The organism is Hymenobacter seoulensis, from assembly GCF_054780535.1.
The window spans coordinates 1,692,262-1,709,740 of record NZ_BAAGWD010000001.1; the positions used below are offsets into that span (position 1 = coordinate 1,692,262).

19 protein-coding genes are annotated in these 17,479 nt (G+C 56.0%); 17 read left to right on the top strand and 2 right to left on the bottom strand.

Going from position 1 to position 17,479, the window contains the following annotated elements; translation table 11 throughout:
- Nucleotides 1-60 precede the first annotated feature (60 nt).
- The 7 genes from ACYVHC_RS07305 (at nucleotide 61) to ACYVHC_RS07335 (ending at nucleotide 7,673) form a co-directional block, all read left to right on the top strand.
- Complete coding sequence (locus ACYVHC_RS07305) at nucleotides 61-462, top strand: NUDIX hydrolase (RefSeq protein ID WP_460613011.1); 402 nt, start codon at nucleotides 61-63, stop codon at nucleotides 460-462.
- A gap of 77 nt (nucleotides 463-539) precedes the next feature.
- Nucleotides 540-1,313 carry a DUF3891 family protein gene (locus ACYVHC_RS07310; protein ID WP_460613012.1) on the top strand — a complete coding sequence of 258 codons (774 nt, stop codon included), beginning with the start codon at nucleotides 540-542 and terminating at the stop codon, nucleotides 1,311-1,313.
- A gap of 127 nt (nucleotides 1,314-1,440) precedes the next feature.
- Nucleotides 1,441-2,391: a 1-phosphofructokinase family hexose kinase gene (locus ACYVHC_RS07315; RefSeq protein WP_460613013.1), complete on the top strand. Its 951-nt coding sequence runs from the start codon at nucleotides 1,441-1,443 to the stop codon at nucleotides 2,389-2,391.
- Between the two features lie 318 nt (nucleotides 2,392-2,709).
- Nucleotides 2,710-3,354 (top strand): (2Fe-2S)-binding protein, encoded by a 645-nt coding sequence (locus ACYVHC_RS07320; RefSeq protein ID WP_460613014.1) that lies wholly within the window; start codon nucleotides 2,710-2,712, stop codon nucleotides 3,352-3,354.
- Nucleotides 3,355-3,366: 12 nt separating this feature from the next.
- Nucleotides 3,367-4,350: an FAD binding domain-containing protein gene (locus ACYVHC_RS07325; RefSeq protein WP_460613015.1), complete on the top strand. Its 984-nt coding sequence runs from the start codon at nucleotides 3,367-3,369 to the stop codon at nucleotides 4,348-4,350.
- Nucleotides 4,351-4,362: 12 nt separating this feature from the next.
- Nucleotides 4,363-6,600 carry a xanthine dehydrogenase family protein molybdopterin-binding subunit gene (locus ACYVHC_RS07330; RefSeq protein ID WP_460613016.1) on the top strand — a complete coding sequence of 746 codons (2,238 nt, stop codon included), beginning with the start codon at nucleotides 4,363-4,365 and terminating at the stop codon, nucleotides 6,598-6,600.
- Nucleotides 6,601-6,881: 281 nt separating this feature from the next.
- Nucleotides 6,882-7,673 carry an SDR family NAD(P)-dependent oxidoreductase gene (locus tag ACYVHC_RS07335; RefSeq protein ID WP_460613017.1) on the top strand — a complete coding sequence of 264 codons (792 nt, stop codon included), beginning with the start codon at nucleotides 6,882-6,884 and terminating at the stop codon, nucleotides 7,671-7,673.
- Between the two features lie 113 nt (nucleotides 7,674-7,786).
- Here the strand turns inward: ACYVHC_RS07335 and ACYVHC_RS07340 are convergent, their stop codons facing one another.
- Nucleotides 7,787-8,161 (bottom strand): cupin domain-containing protein, encoded by a 375-nt coding sequence (locus ACYVHC_RS07340; RefSeq protein WP_460613018.1) that lies wholly within the window; start codon nucleotides 8,159-8,161, stop codon nucleotides 7,787-7,789.
- Nucleotides 8,162-8,375: 214 nt separating this feature from the next.
- A complete protein-coding gene (locus tag ACYVHC_RS07345) occupies nucleotides 8,376-8,660 on the bottom strand; it encodes a TIGR03643 family protein (RefSeq protein ID WP_460613019.1) in 285 nt (94 codons plus the stop codon).
- 226 nt (nucleotides 8,661-8,886) lie between these two features.
- Between ACYVHC_RS07345 and ACYVHC_RS07350 the strand changes: the two genes are divergently transcribed.
- The 10 genes from ACYVHC_RS07350 (at nucleotide 8,887) to ACYVHC_RS07395 (ending at nucleotide 17,409) form a co-directional block, all read left to right on the top strand.
- The gene (locus ACYVHC_RS07350) at nucleotides 8,887-9,318 is read left to right on the top strand and encodes an ATP-binding cassette domain-containing protein (protein WP_460613020.1); all 432 of its coding nucleotides are present in this window, start codon (nucleotides 8,887-8,889) and stop codon (nucleotides 9,316-9,318) included.
- Nucleotides 9,319-9,342: 24 nt separating this feature from the next.
- Nucleotides 9,343-10,290 carry an ATP-binding cassette domain-containing protein gene (locus ACYVHC_RS07355; RefSeq protein ID WP_460613021.1) on the top strand — a complete coding sequence of 316 codons (948 nt, stop codon included), beginning with the start codon at nucleotides 9,343-9,345 and terminating at the stop codon, nucleotides 10,288-10,290.
- Entirely contained in the window at nucleotides 10,290-10,472 is a 183-nt protein-coding gene (locus ACYVHC_RS07360; RefSeq protein WP_460613022.1) for a hypothetical protein, read from the top strand. Before ACYVHC_RS07355 ends, ACYVHC_RS07360 begins: the two co-directional genes overlap by 1 nt.
- 428 nt (nucleotides 10,473-10,900) lie before the next feature.
- Complete coding sequence (locus ACYVHC_RS07365; protein WP_460613023.1) at nucleotides 10,901-12,973, top strand: hypothetical protein; 2,073 nt, start codon at nucleotides 10,901-10,903, stop codon at nucleotides 12,971-12,973.
- 45 nt (nucleotides 12,974-13,018) lie between these two features.
- Nucleotides 13,019-13,756 carry a glycosyltransferase family 2 protein gene (locus ACYVHC_RS07370; protein WP_460613024.1) on the top strand — a complete coding sequence of 246 codons (738 nt, stop codon included), beginning with the start codon at nucleotides 13,019-13,021 and terminating at the stop codon, nucleotides 13,754-13,756.
- Between the two features lie 92 nt (nucleotides 13,757-13,848).
- Nucleotides 13,849-14,178 (top strand): hypothetical protein, encoded by a 330-nt coding sequence (locus ACYVHC_RS07375; protein WP_460613025.1) that lies wholly within the window; start codon nucleotides 13,849-13,851, stop codon nucleotides 14,176-14,178.
- 210 nt (nucleotides 14,179-14,388) lie between these two features.
- The gene (bla, locus tag ACYVHC_RS07380; RefSeq protein WP_460613026.1) at nucleotides 14,389-15,240 is read left to right on the top strand and encodes an MBL fold metallo-hydrolase; all 852 of its coding nucleotides are present in this window, start codon (nucleotides 14,389-14,391) and stop codon (nucleotides 15,238-15,240) included.
- An 87-nt stretch (nucleotides 15,241-15,327) separates the two neighbouring features.
- On the top strand, nucleotides 15,328-15,903 hold the full coding sequence (locus ACYVHC_RS07385) for a hypothetical protein (RefSeq protein WP_460613027.1): 576 nt from the start codon (nucleotides 15,328-15,330) through the stop codon (nucleotides 15,901-15,903).
- Between the two features lie 50 nt (nucleotides 15,904-15,953).
- On the top strand, nucleotides 15,954-16,418 hold the full coding sequence (locus ACYVHC_RS07390; protein WP_460613028.1) for a hypothetical protein: 465 nt from the start codon (nucleotides 15,954-15,956) through the stop codon (nucleotides 16,416-16,418).
- A 403-nt stretch (nucleotides 16,419-16,821) separates the two neighbouring features.
- Nucleotides 16,822-17,409 (top strand): hypothetical protein, encoded by a 588-nt coding sequence (locus ACYVHC_RS07395; protein WP_460613029.1) that lies wholly within the window; start codon nucleotides 16,822-16,824, stop codon nucleotides 17,407-17,409.
- The last annotated feature ends 70 nt before the right edge of the window (nucleotides 17,410-17,479 follow it).

Sequence of the window (17,479 nt, forward strand, 5' to 3'; positions counted from 1 at the left end):
CGACCTCCTGAGGTCGGCAAGCTTTTTTTTAGCCATCTTCCTACCCAAACTACCTGGCCTATGCCCCTCATTGATAAAATAGCCTGGCTGCACCTCACCAATGGCCGCCTGCTAAGCACGCGCAGCCGCGGCAAAGACCGATATTACATTCCGGGCGGCAAGCGCGAAGCCGGCGAGACCGATACCCAAACGCTGGTGCGCGAAATCAAGGAAGAACTGACCGTTGACCTCGACCCCGCTAGCCTCGTGCACGCCGGAACATTCACGGCGCCAGCGCACGGCCACGGCCCGGAGGTGCTGGTTCAGATGACGTGCTACATGGCTCGCTACACCGGGGAGCTGCAAGCGGCCGCCGAAATTGAGGAAGTTCTGTGGCTCACGTACCGCCACCGGCCTGAGGTATCGGCCGTGGATCAGCTTATTTTCGATTGGCTCCGCCAGCAGCACCTGCTCTCTGACTAGGTCTTACTTTCCGGCCAACCCTCCTAGCCGAAAAGAGCCAGTATTGCGTACCTTATCTGCTGCTACATCCCGTCGCCATGATAGTTCGTGAAACGCCTACCCGCTTCATCTGCATCACCCAGCACGACCATGCGCACGTGGCGGGCGTGCTGGCAGCGCACTGGCAGCCAGCGTATTTCGAAGATGCTGCTCATCGCCCAGAGGTAGAGTTCGCCATCTATCAGCACGACCGGGGCTGGATTCCGCTTGACGACGCACCCGCCTGGAACGAGCAGACCCAAACTCCGCATTCCTTTCTCACTCACCCCACTGAGCCCCGTGTCCGGCACTACCAGCAGGGAGTTACGGAGGTAGCCCAGATGGTGCCGTATGCCGGCCTGCTGTGCAGCCTGCACTATACCGGCTTTCCTGACCTAGCAAAATCAGAGGTGGGCCACGCGTTTATGCAGCAAGAGCAGGCCCGCCAGCACCAGCTGGGCCACCAGCTCCGGCTTACTACCCCCGCTCAGCAAGCCAACCTCGACTTTCACCTGCAGCTGCTCAAGTTCTGCGACCGACTCTCGTTGTACCTGTGCCTAAACGAGCCGGGCACTGACAAAGCCCACGAGCACCCGTGGTACCGCGAGGGCATTCCGTTTTCTGATTACTTCAATTTTTCGCAGGGCCAGCTGCTGCAAGCACGCTGGCTTAGCACCCACCACGTGCAGGTGCAGCCTTTCCCCTTCGACGAGGCCTTTTACGTTGACTTGCCTTACCGAGAGCTTCCGAAAGATGCGCTAACCACGGCGGGCCTGGCGGCTTGTTTTGCCGCCGCGCCCGTGCAGGAACTTCGAGTACAACTGGTCCGCTAAGCCGCTACGGTCGTACCTGCGGCTGAGCTCCGGGAAGCGCCCAGGCAACCCCGACGGCATAACCTAGTAAACACTTCCAGCCAACTTCGCCTACTGCTCCTGCCACTGTTCACTAACCTTTGCCTGTATGTCGCGCATCGTTACACTTACCCTGAACCCTACCGTCGACAAAAGCACCACCGCCGACCACATCGTGCCTGACCAAAAACTGCGGTGCGCTACCCCCAAATTCGAGCCGGGCGGTGGCGGCATCAACGTATCGAGGGCGCTGAAGCGGCTCGGTGCCGACTCTATAGCGGTTTTTCCGGTGGGCGGGCCTTCGGGCATGCTGTTGCAGGAGCTCCTGACCCAGGAACACATCGAGCAGTTACCCGTCCCGACCGTTAGCCGCACCCGCGAAAATTTTATCGTAGTCGATGCTTCTACGGGCCAGCAATACCGCTTTGGCATGCCCGGCGCTTTGCTCGATACGGAGGAGCAAAAGCATATTCTGGCTGCCCTACAAGGGCTCACAGAGATTCCCGAGTTTCTGGTCATCAGTGGCAGCTTGCCGCCCGGCGTTGAGCCTGAGTTTCTGGTTCGGATAGTGCGGGCCGCGAAAGTATTAGGCATTAAAGTAGTGATTGATACCTCGGGCCCCGCCCTACACGCGGTACTGGCCGAAGGCGTATACCTAGCCAAACCCAACGCGGGTGAGCTGAGCAAGATGGCTGGCGTAGATGAGCTGGATAACGAAGCCGTGGCCGAAACGGCCCGCTCCCTGGTCCGCAACGGCCAATGCGAAATCGTGGTAACCTCCTTGGGCCCGCAGGGTGCCTGCGTAGTTACCCATGACCTAGTAGACCACATTCCGGCCCCGGCCGTGAAAAAACGCAGCACCGTAGGCGCCGGCGACAGCATGGTGGCCGGGCTGGTCTACGGGCTTTCCACGGGGCTATCGGTGCGCGAAACGGTGCGCCTGGGTGTGGCCTGTGGTACAGCCGCTACCATGAACCCGGGCACCGAGTTATTCAAAAAGGCGGACGTGGAAAAGCTCTACCATTGGCTTCTGCAATCTATGCCGGCGGCCGCTGCCTAGGGCTTTACTTGTCTGCAACCGCTAGTCTAGCCCTTACATGAACCTAGACCCCCAACAGCCTGAGCTGCCTACCTGGGTCTTTATGCTGTTGCGTTTTGGCTCCGCCGCCTTGGTTGTGCTGCTGGCGTGTCACCTGGTAAAATGCCAAGCCTAGGGTGGTTTCTTCCCCAAAGCCTACTACGATGCTAGGCTAGCGTGGCACGACTTCAGCCGCGCATACAACTTACTGGCCGGCTTGGCGTCTGTGGCGTATATTCAGTAGCAGAACGCCGCTTCTCTGGCTATTCCTTTTGATTTGCGCCCTTACTCCTGACCATCATGGCAGACGAACATTCAGACCACCCTTCCCCCGGCCAGCCCTCCTCTCATAACGAGGCCCGCCGGACGTTTCTCAAACAATCGTCCGTTCTTACGGCGCTAGCCTTTACCCCTGGCCCGTTGGTGCAAGCCGCTGCCGCTGAGTTCGATGAAAAAGTGGCGGCCGCCATTGAGCAGGTGCCGCTTAAGCTGGAAATCAACGGCAAAAAATATAAGCTCTCGGTAGAGCCGCGCACCACGCTGCTGGATCTGCTGCGCGAGCAGCTCCACCTCACGGGCACCAAAAAAGGCTGCGACTACGGCCAATGCGGCGCCTGCACCGTGCACGTAGATGGCCAACGCGTAAACTCCTGCCTTACGCTGGCCGTGATGCAAGATGGCCGCAAGGTTACGACTATCGAAGGCCTAGCCGAAGGCGACAAGCTCCACCCCATGCAAGAGGCTTTTCTGAAACATGATGGCTTCCAGTGCGGCTACTGCACGCCAGGCCAGATTATGTCGGCGGTAGCCTGCATCCGGGAGGGGCACGCCGATTCGGAAGGGGAAATCAAGGAATTTATGAGCGGCAATATTTGCCGCTGCGGCGCCTACCCCAACATTGTGGCGGCCATTCAGGAAGTGAAGAATGGTGGACAAAAAGTGTAAAGCCTAGCAGGTATGAACCAATTTCAATACGTACGGCCCAGCAAGCAGCAAGCTGCCATTGAGGCCCTGGCTCGCACCCCCAACGCCCAGTTTATTGCCGGCGGCACCAACCTGCTGGACCTGATGAAGCGTGGCATAATGGAGCCGCCCAAGCTCATCGACATCAACCGGCTGCCGCTTACTAAAATTGAACGCGACAACGGCCGTCTGCGCATTGGTGCCCTCGCTCTGAACGGTGCCGTAGCCGAAGACAAGCTGGTACTGGAGCGGCAGCCACTGCTGGCCCAGGCCCTGAATGCCGGCGCCTCGGCCCAATTGCGCAACATGGCTACTGTAGGTGGGAATATGCTGCAACGCACCCGCTGCCACTACTTCTACGATACGGCCCTGCCCTGCAACAAGCGTGAGCCGGGCTCGGGCTGCGGCGCGCTGGAAGGCATCAACCGCATGCACGCCATTTTTGGCTTCTCCGACAAATGCATTGCCGTGCACCCGTCTGACATGAGTGTGGCCCTAGTAGCCCTAGATGCCACCGTGCTGGTCAGCGGCCCGAAAGGAGACCGGCGCATTCCCTTCCTGGAGTTCCATCGCCTGCCCGGCGATACACCTCAGAAAGACACTAACCTGGAGCCCGGCGAGCTGATTACGGCCGTAGAAATTCCCGATGGCCCGTTCACTAAAAACGTGCATTACCTGAAAGTGCGCGAGCGGGCCAGTTATGCCTTTGCGTTGGTTTCGGTGGCGGCGGCGTTGAGCTTGGAGGGAAACATGATTAAGGATGCTAGGCTAGCCATGGGCGGTGTGGCGCATAAACCCTGGCGTTTTCAGGAAGCCGAGAAAAGCCTGATTGGCAAACCCGCTACGGAGGCCACCTTCCGGCAGGCCGCTGAAATAGCCATGCAAGGGGCCAAAGCCTTCAAGCACAACGCCTACAAGCTGAAAATGGCCCCAAATGCCATCATTCAGGCCCTGAAAAACGCCACTTCCGTGGCTTAGCCCTACCCGCATATGAAAGACCAACTGCAGGATAAAGTCGTCGGCGACCGGATGAACCGCGTCGATGGCCGGCTCAAGGTGACGGGCGCCGCCAAATACTCGGCTGAATACGAGCTGCCGGGCCTAGTGCACAGCGCGCTGGTAGGCAGCACCATTGCCAAAGGCCGCATTACCAGCATCGATACCAAGGCCGCTGAAAAAGCCCCAGGCGTGCTAGCCGTAATTACGCACCTAAACTCGCCGAAAGTACCGGGCTTCGCGGCCAAGTCGAACCCCGATGAGCCGCCTACCATTGGGCAGCCGCTACGGGTGTTCTTCGACGAAAAAATCTACTTCAACGACCAACCCATTGCCATTGTAGTGGCCAACACGCTGGAGCAGGCCCGCTACGCCGCCCGGCTTGTGAAAGCGCAATACGCGCCCGAGGAGCACCGCACCAATTTTGAGGCAAACAAGCAGCGCGGGTTTCTGCCTACCCAGGCCAAGCGCAACCCCAAATCGTCGCAGAACGATTATGATCGGGGCCAGAAAAACGGCTTCGAGACGGCACCTGTAAAGCTAGACGTGGAGTATGTGCACACCTCCGAGATGCACAACCCCATGGAGCTGCAGTCCATTATTGCGCACTGGGAAGCACCCGACCGCCTAACGGTGTACGACAAGGTGCAGGCTGTAAAAGGTACCCAACGAGCCTTTGCCAAAGACTGGGGCATTCCGGAAGAAAATGTGAAGGTGATTGCCACGTTTGTGGGCGGGGCCTTCGGTAACGGGCTGCACAACTGGCCCCACGAAACGGCTGCCATCATTGCGGCCAAGAAAACAAACCGCCCCGTGAAGCTGGTGCTCACGCGCGAGCAGATGTTCACGATGGTGGGTTACCGCCCCTACACCTGGCAGCGCATCGGGATGGGCGCCACTAAAGATGGCAAGCTGGTAGGCATCACGCACGAAAGTGTGGGCCAGACCTCGAGCTATGAGGAGTTCACCGAGTCGACGCTGCAGCAGACGCGCATGATGTACACCTGCCCCAACGTCTCGACGCGCTACCGCATTCTGGGGCTTGACATTAGCACGCCCATCTGGATGCGGGGCCCCGGCGAAGCGACGGGTGCCTTTGCCTTGGAGTCGGCGATGGACGAAATGGCGCACCTGCTGAACCTCGACCCCATTGAGTTCCGGCTACGCAACTATGCCGATGTGGACCCCGACAACAACAAGCCCTGGTCGACGAAGTACCTGAAGGAATGCTACCAGATGGGAGCCGAGCGCATTGGCTGGAATAAGCGCCAAATGAAGCCCGGCTCCTTACGCGACGGCGACTGGCTGGTGGGCTACGGCATGGGTGTGGGAACCTTTGGGGCTAACCGCGGCGCGGCCAAGGCCCGGGCAGCGTTGCTCGCCGATGGCACGGTAGTGCTGCAAAGCGCCACCACCGACATCGGGCCCGGTACCGGCACCGTGATGGTACAAATTGCGGCCGACGCACTAGGCATGCCCGCCAACAAAATCCGGTTTGAGCTGGGCAACTCCACGTTCCCGACGGCCCCCTCGCAAGGCGGCTCGGCTACCGTAAACACGGTAGGCTCAGCGGTGCTGGTGGCGTGTACGGCGCTTAAGCAAAAGCTGCAGCAACTGGGCGGTGCTGCCTTTGCTGCCGCCAAACCCGAAGACCTGACCTTAGCAAATGGCCAACTAGGCCTCCGCACTACCCCAAGTACCAACGTCTCGTTTGCTGATTTGCGCAAGCAGAACAACGGGCAGGACATTGAGGTGACCACGGAAGCCAAACCCGGCAACGAGCGGCAGAACTACTCGATGTACTCGTTTTCGGTGCACTTTGCCGAGGTGCGGGTGCATACCATGACGGGCGAGGTGCGCGTAACCAACATGGTTTCTTGCGCCGATGCGGGCACTATCATCAACCACAAAACTGCCGGCAGCCAGATGATAGGTGGTGCCGTGGGTGGCATTGGGATGGCACTGACCGAGGGCGCCGTGATGGACCACCGGTTTGGCCGCTACGTCACCAAAGATCTAGCCGATTACCACGTACCAGTCCATGCCGATGCCCCGGCCGTTCAGGTAGCCTTCGTGGACAAGCCCGACATGATTGTGGATCCGCTGGGCACTAAAGGCATCGGCGAAATTGCCATTATTGGGGTAGCGCCGGCCATTGCCAACGCCATCTTCAACGCCACCGGCCAGCGCATTCGGGAGCTGCCCATCACGCCCGATAAACTTCTGGTGTAGCGCCACGCTACTAGGTTCAGCAAGCATACAAGCCGCCGCTGTCCGGCAAGTTCACTAGCCCGTGAATTTGCCGGACAGCGGCGGCTTTTGCGTTTTGCTCAAGTGCAACTAAAGCAGGTTTGGGCATGCCTGGCACCTAGTAAACGAGGGGCCGCGTCCACCTAGGTAATGTTCAAGTGGAAACCCAAATTCACTCCTTCCAGAAGCCACCTTTTCAAGAATAAATTGTCTGTTTATCAGTATATTAAACATAGTGTCATTCACCTTAACCCCCTACGGCCATGAACGACCAAACTGCCTTAATAACCGGTGCCTCCAGCGGTATCGGGTTTGAGCTGGCCCGGTGCTTTGCCCGCGATGATTACCGCGTGGTGCTGGTAGCCCGCCACCTCGATGAGTTGAAGGAAGCAGCCCGTCTGATTCATCAGGAGTTTGGTGGAGTAGACATTGTGCTGCTACCTTTTGACCTGAGCCAGCCGGATGCCGCCGAGCAACTTTACGCCGAAACCACGCAACGAGGACTGCGGATTGATGCGCTGGTAAACGACGCAGGTTTTGGCGAAACCGGCTATTTCACTGACACCGACGTTGAAACCGAGCTGCGTATTATTCAGGTAAATGCTGCCTCCTTGGTGTATCTGACCAAGCTGTACCTGCGCGACATGGTAGCGCGCAACGAAGGCCGCATTCTGCAGGTAGGCTCCGTGGCGTCATTTTCGCCTAGCCCCTGCCAGGCCGTGTATGCTGCCACCAAAGCGTTTGTGCTCAGCTTTACCGAGGCCGTGCAGCACGAGCTTAAGCAGCAACGCTCAGCCGTGACCATGACCATTCTGTGCCCGCCGCCTACTGATACCAACTTCTTCCGCACCGCCCACGCCGAAAACACCCGCGCCGCCGCCCACACCGCCTCGGCCCGCGCCGTAGCTGAGGAAGGCTACGATGCCCTCATGGAAGGTGCCGCCCGCTCTTTGCCCACGCTGGGAGCCAAAGTCAACTTCTTCTCCAGCCTGCTGCTACCTGACTCAGTGCTGGCTACTCTCATGAACACGCAGCTACACGCCGTACACAGGTAGCCTTGCCCGTTGGCCTGTACAACACCTCCCGGCCTTGGTAGCCCGGAGGCGTTGTGGCGTGTGGCGCTGCCGTTTACTAGGGCCGTGGGGCTGCCCAACCGATGAGCAGGGGTTTACGGCCGCGTCAGGCCTAGGCGCTCCACCGTCTCACCTTCGAAGTCAAACTCAATGAGCACGGCTTGCTCCTCTCCTACCACCCACCCATCGTGGCCCGGCGCAATGGCTACTACCTGTGGCGCTACGTACTCCTCCTGCACCCCATCGGCATACTGAATAGCAAGCCGACCGGAGGCCAGAAACCCCACGTGCGCGTGCTGGCACAGGTCCGTCCCGATAATGGGCTTCATATCCTTCGACCACCGAAAGCCCGCCGGATACACCACCCGCTTCACGCGCGAGTTGCCGGTGCGCACTACGTCAACTTGCACGCCACCTACTTCGCGGCGGGTTGCATTCTTCAGAGGGCCTAGCAGGTTATCAGTTTCCATAGGTGTATAAGCAGGATTGAACGGGGGAAGAACTTCTTCAATATAGTTGATCCGCACCGCAAATCACTCTTAGCAACGACTTTGCGCTTTTTCAAATAACCCAAGCCCTTCGACTCCGACTGATTTAGTATGAAGCTAAAAAAGTATGTTCAGCTAATCTTCAAGCAACTAAACGTGGCACAAATACGCAGCATGTTCAATCACATGCACATGATTACCTGCGCTTGGAAATAGTATTGAGCGTGATGCTGCGCTGCAAGCTAGATTTAAACCGACCATCGTCTACGGCACTTTTGGCCCGGTGCTTGGTGGCGCGGCCCTGCACCCTGGCCCGCCACATACGCCACGACGAGGCCTTCATTTCCCGCCGCATCAGCGTAATCACTTCCTGCTCCGAAAGACCAAATTGCAGCTTTATGGCTTCAAACGGGGTACGGTCTTCCCAGGCCATTTCTATGATGCGGTCAATATCCGCCGCCGTCAGGCCTTGTTCTTTCATAATTGCTTTTTCTTGAGTGTTACTGGCTTTCGGGCCAGCTACTCTATAAGCTGAACAGGCGGTAAGTGTTTCTGCCGCTTACATAAAGGCGCCGCTACCATCCACCGTATTTTTGCATATACCAACCCCAAATACCGGTTTATGTAATAGCTGATTTCTTTCCTCAATCGAGTAGCCAACCCACCCTACGGGTAGCTATATCCTTTTGCTTTTAGAGAAAGAACTCATGCTACTGCTGCAAAACCTCGGGTATGCACACCTCAATAAAGATGTGCTCTTCGACGGTCTGAATCTGGCCGTGAACCGTCACCAGAAGATTGCCCTGATCGGCAACAACGGCGTCGGAAAGTCTACGCTGCTACAGCTAATGGCGGGGCTCTTGGTGCCATCCAGCGGGCACGTACAGACTAGCTCTGCGCCCTACTGCATTCCGCAGCATTTCGGCCAGTTCAACCACCTGACCGTGGCCCAGGCACTGCATATTGAGGCAAAAATCACGGCCCTGCAGGACATTCTAGATGATCAGGCCACCGAAGCCAATATGGCCGTGCTGGATGATGACTGGACCATTGAGGAACGGAGCCAGGAAGTGTTAGGGCACTGGGGCTTGGCCGAGGTGAATCTGACGCACCCCCTGGCCAGCCTCAGCGGCGGGTAGAAAACCAAGGTTTTCCTGGCTGGCATGGCCATTCATCAGACCGAACTGATATTGCTCGATGAGACTAGCAATTACCGCGATACCGCCGGCCGGCAACTACTCTACGACTTCATCGAGACCAGCTCTGCCACGCTGCTAGTAGTCAGCCACGACCGGAAATTGCTGAATCTGCTCGACACGGTTGCGGAACTGAGCAAGCGAGGAATTGCGCTATACGGCGGCAACTACGAGGTCTATGCCGAGCAAAAGCAAGTGGAAAGTCAGGCGCTCAACCAGGATATCAGGAGCCGCGCAACTGCCCTCCGCAAAGCCCGTGAAACGGAACGCGAAGCCTTGGAACGTAAACAAAAGCTAGATGCCCGCGGCAAGAAAAACCAATACAAAGTAGGCCTACCCACCATCATGCTGAACATGATGCGCGACAGCGCCGAACAAAGCACCTCTCGCCTCAAGGGCATCCACACTGAGAAAGTAGGCGCGCTCTCCCAGGAGCTGAGCGAGTTGCGTAAGGAGCTTCCTGATACCGACAAAATGAAGTTCGGCTTCGATGATTCCAGCCTGCACAAAGGCAAAATACTTTTCACCGCCACTGACCTAAACTACAGCTACGGCCCGCGCCTACTGTGGTCTGAGGCCCTAAGCTTCCAGATTCAAAGCGGTGAGCGGCTGGCGCTGCACGGGCTGAACGGTTCCGGCAAAAGCGCCCTGATCAAACTTCTAATAGGCCACCTGGAGCCTATGCAAGGCACGCTCTATCGCGCCGTAAACAAAGCCGTATTCATCGACCAATATTCCCTCATTAACAACCAGCTCTCGGTGTACGAGCAGACTCAGCAGTTCAACACATCAGGACTGCAGGAGCACGAAGTCAAGATTTGCTTGGCCCGCTTCCTTTTTACCGCCGCTGATTGGACAAGCCCTGCCGCACCCTCAGTGGCGGCGAGAAAATGCGCCGGCTCCTGTGCTGCCTGATGATCAACTATCAAGCTCCAGACCTGATCATTCTTGATGAGCCCACCAACAACCTCGACCTGCAGAATCTGGGCATCCTGACCGTGGCTTTGCAAGACTACCACGCCACCCTGCTGGTCGTGTCGCACGATGAGATGTTCCTGCAGCAATTGCATGTACAGCTGGCCTTTCGGCTTACTTAATCCACATCCATGGTTCATTACCTTTCACTGGAGGAGTGCATAGGTTTTATACCTTACAATCAGCGGCTCAGCTTCCATACTGAAAGGTGAAAGCACTAAGCAGCGGTACTGCCCACCTGCGGCCAGCCTTGCAATCACAAGCAAATGATTCCACCTAGACCCGTCACTACACCTATATTTGTACTATATCTCTTCCTTTTTATCCGCCAGTTGTGTCCATTTGGCTTCATAAAATAATCTCGCTTCTCCGCCGCAGGTTTCCTGAGATAGTACTAGTATTTGTTGCGTTATTCCTTCTGAAGGCAGCCTGCAAAGATGTCTTTGTTCATCCGGGATCTTATCTTTTCAATGACGGTGGCGACGGACTAAAGAATTATTACACCTACCTATATCATGTTCTGTACGGCTACAACACTCACTTCAATGGGATGATGTACCCGTATGGCGACCATGTAGTGTATGCCGACGGGCAGCCCTTGTTATCTATCCCACTAGCTTATCTAAAGAGTCTGGGCCTACCATTGCCCCATTCGGGCCTCGGCTTTATGAATGCGCTTATGCTGGCCTCTATCCCGCTCTCGGCGCTTCTGCTGTACCGCATTCTGCGGGCCAACCTGGTACCCGTGTGGTCAGCGGTAATTGGGTCGCTTTTGATCAGCTTTATGTCGCCGCAATTTGAGCGCATCCTGGCGCACTACGCGCTGTCGTACGGCTTCATCATTCCGCTCTACTGGTACTTACTTATAAAGGCCTTTGCCCGTACAGAAAACTATAGCTGGAGGCCCTTGGCACTCTATGTTTTAGTTGCTTTTCTGGCGGGTTTGCTCCATCCCTATTGGGTTACGATGGCCGCGCTGCTAGCCTTGGCTTATGGGTTCGTAGCCTTACTGCAGCATAACAAGGCCTCTTCTTATACCAAAGGTCTGGCCGGGCGCGTCATGCTGGCGGGGGTACTCGCGGTAGGTATTTTCCAGCTTTTCATGGCGGTCACTGATAGTATTTCCGACCGGCCTGCTACTCCCTGGGGGTTCTTATATTATCGCTCAGGCTTTGCCAGCATCTTTTATCCCGTACTAGAACCACTACGCGGATTTTGGAAAACTGCCCTCAAGGCCGCCCCTTCGGAGATTTGGGAAGGCTGGGCCTATGTTGGGCTCATTGGCCTAGTCACGCTACTCCTGACCATTATTCGAATAGTACAATACCTTATCCGCCTCAAGCCGCGCCTAATCCTAAAACCGGTGTTGCCCCTCCCGCTGCGCATCGGACTACATGCTGGTATCCTTTGTGCACTGTTCGCTAGTGGCGTACCCTTTATTTGGGACCTCACGGAGCTACTGGAATATCTGCAGCCACTCAAACAGTTTCGCTCCATTGGTCGTTTCGCCTGGATATTTTATTACATATACACGGTATATGTAGTGTTTTATTTTAGCATGCTTTTCCGGTATCTGCGCACTAGGCGGGCAGGACGCTTTGCGTTGTCGCTGGCTATCCTACTAATAGTAATTTGGGGTTGGGAAGGCCGAAATGCTACGGCATCTTTTGCCAAACGATTTCCAGGTGCTGAAAAAACCCAAGACTTTATGGAGCCCCAGGATTCGTATATGGCACACTTAAGCTGGAAGCATCCTGCTAGTGATTTTCAGGCTATTCTTCCTATGCCGTTTTACCTGATTGGCTCGGAAGTGGTTCAGCCCGGGGGAGGAAGCTCCCCGTACGAATCCATGCGCGCGTCGCTCCAGACTGGTCTGCCTTTGGTGTCTGCTTACATGTCGCGCGCCTCCCGTAGCCGCTCGGCGGCTATCCTTCAGCTTCTCAGCAACGATGTACTTCCAAAAGAAGTATTGCATGACTTCCCCAACCAAAAGCCGCTGCTGCTACTGGTAACACCAGATCCGTTGAGCAAGCCAGAACGGAACCTGTTAAGTAAAGCTCGCTTGCTCCTGACTGATAAACGCGTCTCACTCTATGAGTTGCCCTTGTCGGCCCTAAATGCAGAACCCTATCGACGAGCCGCACTGAGCGCCCTAGCCACCTATGTGCCGCGGCCCGATGTAGTGCGCCTGCAATCCTGGAAACCTTCAGCTGGGCGCTCCGCCTTAGGCAACTCCAGCATAGCTGGCGCCGGCAGCCTGGTGTTATGGAAGGGCACGGTACCACAAGCACAGGATACTACTACGTATGAGGCCTCCGTATGGGTACGATCTGTAGGGATGGAAAGACTGCCGGTACTGCACTTGCGCGAACTGGATGGACAAACCGGCCAAGAGTTGAGAAACCAGGAAATACACTTTTCCCAGGCCACCGACGTGTACCAAGGCTGGCTGTGCAATAGACTCAGCACCCGGCTTCAACATCCTACCAATCGGTTGGAAGTATACTTAGATGGCGAGAAGTTTGAAGCGGCTGATGTACTTATTCGGCCGGCTTACACCGACGTATACGAGACCCTTGCGTCGGGCAGGCCGTGCAAAAACAATCTGCCTTTACAGGATTAGAAACTGCCGCCAGGCTGCTGTTTCCAACACCCTGCTTACCTACTCATGCCGCGTATCCCAACTGACTTAGTTCTTCCCTGCTATAATCCACCGAAAGGCTGGGCATCCAACCTTATTACGTGCCTGCAGGGGTTGCGGCAGCGTCTACCGGAAGCTGATTTTACGGTGTACGTCGTTAACGATGGCTCTTCTAGGCCGCCCACTGAAGCCGACATCACGTTGCTTCGGGCAGCACTGCCGCAGTTTCACTATTTATCCTATGAACAAAATCGGGGCAAAGGCTACGCTCTACGCTATGGGGTACAACAGGCGGTCAACCCCTATTGCCTTTTCACTGATATTGACTTTCCCTATCAGGAAGACAGCGTGGCGGCAGTGTTTCGCAAGCTAGCGGAGCAGTGCTGTGACATTGCAGTTGGCGTACGCGATGATGCTTACTATGCTGAGGTACCTGCCTTACGCACAGGCATTTCGCGCACCTTGCGGTTTTTCACCCGCTATTTGCTGCGGTTACCTGTGTCCGACACTCAATGCGGCATTAAAGGATTCAACACACAGGGCAAGGCGCTATTTCTGCAAACGCAGGTTGACCGGTATCTATTTGATCTGGAGTTCCTGTTTCGTACGGCTCGAGTTCCGCAGTTGCGGGTAGCCGCCGTACCCGTAGAACTTAAACCGGGCATTATCTTTTCCCGCATGAACCCTCGCATACTAGCCACGGAGGGGTACAACCTGCTTAAAATTATTGGCAAAAACAGCCGTCGGTTAAATTGGCTACGGTAGTGGTTACCAGGAGGATATCCTGCTATTGCTTCTGCTATCCTAGTGCCCGGTAATTGGGCCTCTAGGGTTTCGGCAAGAACTAACTTAACAGATTGCTTGGAGGCGAGCAGACTCAGCAGTTCAACACGTCGGGACTGCAGGAGCACGAAATCAAGATTCGGCTGGCCCGCTTCCCATTTACCTCGGCCTATTGGGACAACCCCTGCCGCACCTTGAGCGGCGGCGAGAAAATGCGGCTGCTCCTGCGCGGCCTGATGATCAGCTACCAGGCCCCGGACCTGATTATCCTGGATGAGACTACAAATAACCTCGACATCCTGACAGCAACTCTGCAAGACTACTACGGCACTCTGTTAGTGGTATCGCACGAAAAGGCTTATCTGGAGCAGCTTCAGGTAGAGCGAACTATTCGACTGGATTAACTCTCAGCAAACTTGATAGATAAGTGAGGCAAAATTTATCTGGATTTGCTTGCTTACTTTGAAAAACAAAGTACTTTTACTCACGTAATAAATCACCCAGCACAACATCACAGAATCCGTCCTCCTGTTGCCATGACCAGCCCCGCAAGGATCAAAAGTAGATGGAGCTTAAAGCGCCGATTCCTAGTAGGTGCTGCGGTTGTGCTTGCGGTGGCTGCACTCATTTTACTGCCTAAGTGGAAGGCAGCCATCAACGATGGCGGACAGCTGCCCCGGGAGCCGTTTCGCATTGCTGGTAACCTCTATTATGTGGGCAGCCGTGATGTAACATCCTTTTTGCTTACCGGCCCCGCGGGCCACGTGCTCATTGATGGCGGCTACCCCGGCACGGCCCCAATGATTCTGAAGAACATTGCCACCCTAGGTTTTCGCATTACTGATGTAAAAATCCTGCTTAACTCCCACGCCCACTTCGACCATGCCGGTGGCCTAGCAGTACTGCAGCAAGCCTCCGGCGCGCAATTGTGGGTAAGTGAAGGGGATGCCGACATGGTAGCCTCGGGAGGAGTTAGCCACCGGAATATGGCTCCATTGAACTGGCTTATATACAGCGGCCTCATGCGCTACCCGGCGCCCCGCATAGACCATCGGTTCCAAGACGGCGCCCAGATCAGTCTGGGGCCTATTCGCCTCACGGCACACGTGACGGCTGGCCACACCCCGGGCTGCACCACTTGGGCATTTCCGGTCCAGGATGGCAACCGGGAACTGCTAGCTGTCAGTGTGGGCAGCCTGTCGTTGCCTATGCCTACTTCTCTGTTCAATTGGACATACGATGCGCCACTGCGCCGCGAACTAGAGCGCAGCTTTGCTACGCTCCGGAGCCTACCGGCTGATATCTACCTATCCTCCCATGCGCGGCCTTTTAGCCTGAAGCGCAAGTTTGAAGAACGCACCACCGCAACCGATTCTGTGGCTCCATTTCTTGACCGGAAAGGGTATCTGGAGGATATAACGAAGGCCGAAGCTGCATTTCGCAAAGCACTTCAGGAGCAGCAATAGCCGCTCCTCTTCCAAAAGCCCAGACCGAATACCTACCAGAGACCAAAGAGTTTTCCTCCCTCATTTCCACCACAAAGCACTCCTGTCATGACACTCACCAAAAGCATTTTGCGCGTGGCGCTGGGCACTGGCCTACTGCTGCTTATTCCCCTAGCGGCCAAATTGTTTGTCCCTGGCATGCTCTGGAGCCCCGGTGACTTTGTGGCGGCCGGCATCCTGCTCTTCGGCGCGGGCCTCACGTTTGTTCTGATTGCACGAATGGGAAACAGTACCGCGTACCGGCTAGCCGTGGGCGTGGCGGTGGCGGCCGGGCTCCTGCTCGTGTGGGCGAACATGGCGGTAGGGCTCGTTGGGAGCGAAGACAACCCCGTAAATCTGTTATATGTCGGGGTGCTGGCGGTTGCCCTCATCGGGGCCTTTGTAGCGCGTTTCCGGCCGCTGGGCATGTCCAACGCTATGTTTGCGGCCTCGCTTACTTATGTGATAATTACGGCAATAGCCCTATTTATCTGGAAGCCCGCAGGTGCAGCTGCTGAACCCAATGTAGGCTTAGTGAACGTGTTGGTAGCAAATGGAGCTTTCGCCGCGATATGGGCTGTTTCGGGCTGGCTGTTTCGCCGCGCCAGTGCTACCGGCTCGGGTTCCAGCCAACAACTGGCCTAGCAGTACGGAGCTTCAAATTGAATCATCTCTACACCTTACCTACTACTCCTATGACCGTAGCGCACTTTGTAATGGCTGGCATCCTACTGCTTGTCCTGGGGCTCGTGTACCTGCTGGTAACAAGCCGGGGCCGCAGTGGCGCCTATAAATTTGCCGCGGGCATAGCGGTGGCTGCTTCCCTCCTACTCGTGTGGGGCAACCTGGCCGTGGGCTTCATCGGCAGCGAAGACAACCCCGCCAACCTGCTGTATGCTGGGGTGCTGGCCGTCGGCTTCATTGGGGCCATTTTGGCGAAGCTCCAGCCGCAGGGCATGTCGAAGGCCATGTTTGCTACGGCGCTTGCGCAGTTTGCCGTTCCTTTTGTGGCCATGGCCATCTGGCGGCCCGAGATGAACTTGGGTGTGCTATGGGTTATTGTGCTAAACACCGTCTTTGCCGGTCTGTGGGTGGCATCGGGTCTGCTGTTTCGCCGCGCCAATGGTAGTGGCCTAGGCTTAAACCAGCAGGTGGCCTAGTAAAGTAGATCTCTAGGCCTATATGGGCTAAACATTCTCTTAAACCAACAAACAGCAACGCTCCGCGACCACTCAGGTTCCGGGGCGTTGCTGTTTGCTGCTTCCACTACTATCGGCTAGGGCATTGAATAGATTGCTACTCATTTATGCTCTATATATTAACCGCTATATTTTTGTGCATCAGCTTCACCGCACATCCCGTAGCATGAAGAGAATACACCTGTTTGAGCTAGAGGATTTTTCATGGTTTCCGAAGTGGCTAAGAAACTGCCTCACCCGGCTTATGGTGGTGATGCACAACATGCTAGGCACCCGTCATGAGCTAGTCCATCTGTTAACCAGAGCCCTCCAGCATTCATCCAGCCCAACAATTGTTGACCTCTGTTCTGGTAGCGGCGGCCCCATGCTGGAAGTATTCGCGGCATTGAAGGCCCAGCCGGGAGGTGCCAACCTAACATTACTGCTCACCGACTTGTACCCGAATGTGGAAGTCGCAACGCAACTAACTAACAGCCATACTCCAGGTCTTTCTTACTCACTGGCTCCGATAGATGCAGCCGACGTTACTACGGAGCTACAGGGCGTGCGCACTATGGTCGGGAGCTTCCACCACATGGAGCCCTATACTGCCCGGCGTATTCTTGCCAACGCCCAAGCCAGCCGTCAACCCATCTGTATCTACGAAATAAGCGACAACAGCTTTCCTACCCCGCTCTGGTGGGTTTCGCTGCCCATGATATTCCTCATGTGCTTGTGCATTACGCCGTTTGTGCGGCCCTTGACCTGGAAGCAACTGCTATTTACCTACGGACTGCCTATTATTCCCTTCTCCTTTGCCTGGGATGGCGCCGTTTCTAACGCCCGAACCTACACCCTGGAAGATCTCGACATTTTGATAAGCGGTCTGGAAGCCGAAAACTATACGTGGGAAAAAGGCTTGCTCACCGGCCGGGCGAAAAAGCTGTATCTGTTAGGTCTGCCGAGAATATAGTGCCACCAGGAAACGTCCCAGCACGTGTACATATGGCACGAACTGCTCAGTAAGAGCAGCTCATTTATGC

Coding starts and splice junctions, on each gene's coding strand:
- ACYVHC_RS07305 (WP_460613011.1), top strand. CDS start 61: ATGCCCCTCATTGATAAAATAGCCTGGCTGCACCTCACCAATGGCCGC.
- ACYVHC_RS07310 (WP_460613012.1), top strand. CDS start 540: ATGATAGTTCGTGAAACGCCTACCCGCTTCATCTGCATCACCCAGCAC.
- ACYVHC_RS07315 (WP_460613013.1), top strand. CDS start 1,441: ATGTCGCGCATCGTTACACTTACCCTGAACCCTACCGTCGACAAAAGC.
- ACYVHC_RS07320 (WP_460613014.1), top strand. CDS start 2,710: ATGGCAGACGAACATTCAGACCACCCTTCCCCCGGCCAGCCCTCCTCT.
- ACYVHC_RS07325 (WP_460613015.1), top strand. CDS start 3,367: ATGAACCAATTTCAATACGTACGGCCCAGCAAGCAGCAAGCTGCCATT.
- ACYVHC_RS07330 (WP_460613016.1), top strand. CDS start 4,363: ATGAAAGACCAACTGCAGGATAAAGTCGTCGGCGACCGGATGAACCGC.
- ACYVHC_RS07335 (WP_460613017.1), top strand. CDS start 6,882: ATGAACGACCAAACTGCCTTAATAACCGGTGCCTCCAGCGGTATCGGG.
- ACYVHC_RS07340 (WP_460613018.1), bottom strand. CDS start 8,161: ATGGAAACTGATAACCTGCTAGGCCCTCTGAAGAATGCAACCCGCCGC.
- ACYVHC_RS07345 (WP_460613019.1), bottom strand. CDS start 8,660: ATGAAAGAACAAGGCCTGACGGCGGCGGATATTGACCGCATCATAGAA.
- ACYVHC_RS07350 (WP_460613020.1), top strand. CDS start 8,887: ATGCTACTGCTGCAAAACCTCGGGTATGCACACCTCAATAAAGATGTG.
- ACYVHC_RS07355 (WP_460613021.1), top strand. CDS start 9,343: ATGGCCATTCATCAGACCGAACTGATATTGCTCGATGAGACTAGCAAT.
- ACYVHC_RS07360 (WP_460613022.1), top strand. CDS start 10,290: ATGATCAACTATCAAGCTCCAGACCTGATCATTCTTGATGAGCCCACC.
- ACYVHC_RS07365 (WP_460613023.1), top strand. CDS start 10,901: ATGATGTACCCGTATGGCGACCATGTAGTGTATGCCGACGGGCAGCCC.
- ACYVHC_RS07370 (WP_460613024.1), top strand. CDS start 13,019: ATGCCGCGTATCCCAACTGACTTAGTTCTTCCCTGCTATAATCCACCG.
- ACYVHC_RS07385 (WP_460613027.1), top strand. CDS start 15,328: ATGACACTCACCAAAAGCATTTTGCGCGTGGCGCTGGGCACTGGCCTA.
- ACYVHC_RS07390 (WP_460613028.1), top strand. CDS start 15,954: ATGACCGTAGCGCACTTTGTAATGGCTGGCATCCTACTGCTTGTCCTG.
- ACYVHC_RS07395 (WP_460613029.1), top strand. CDS start 16,822: ATGCTGGAAGTATTCGCGGCATTGAAGGCCCAGCCGGGAGGTGCCAAC.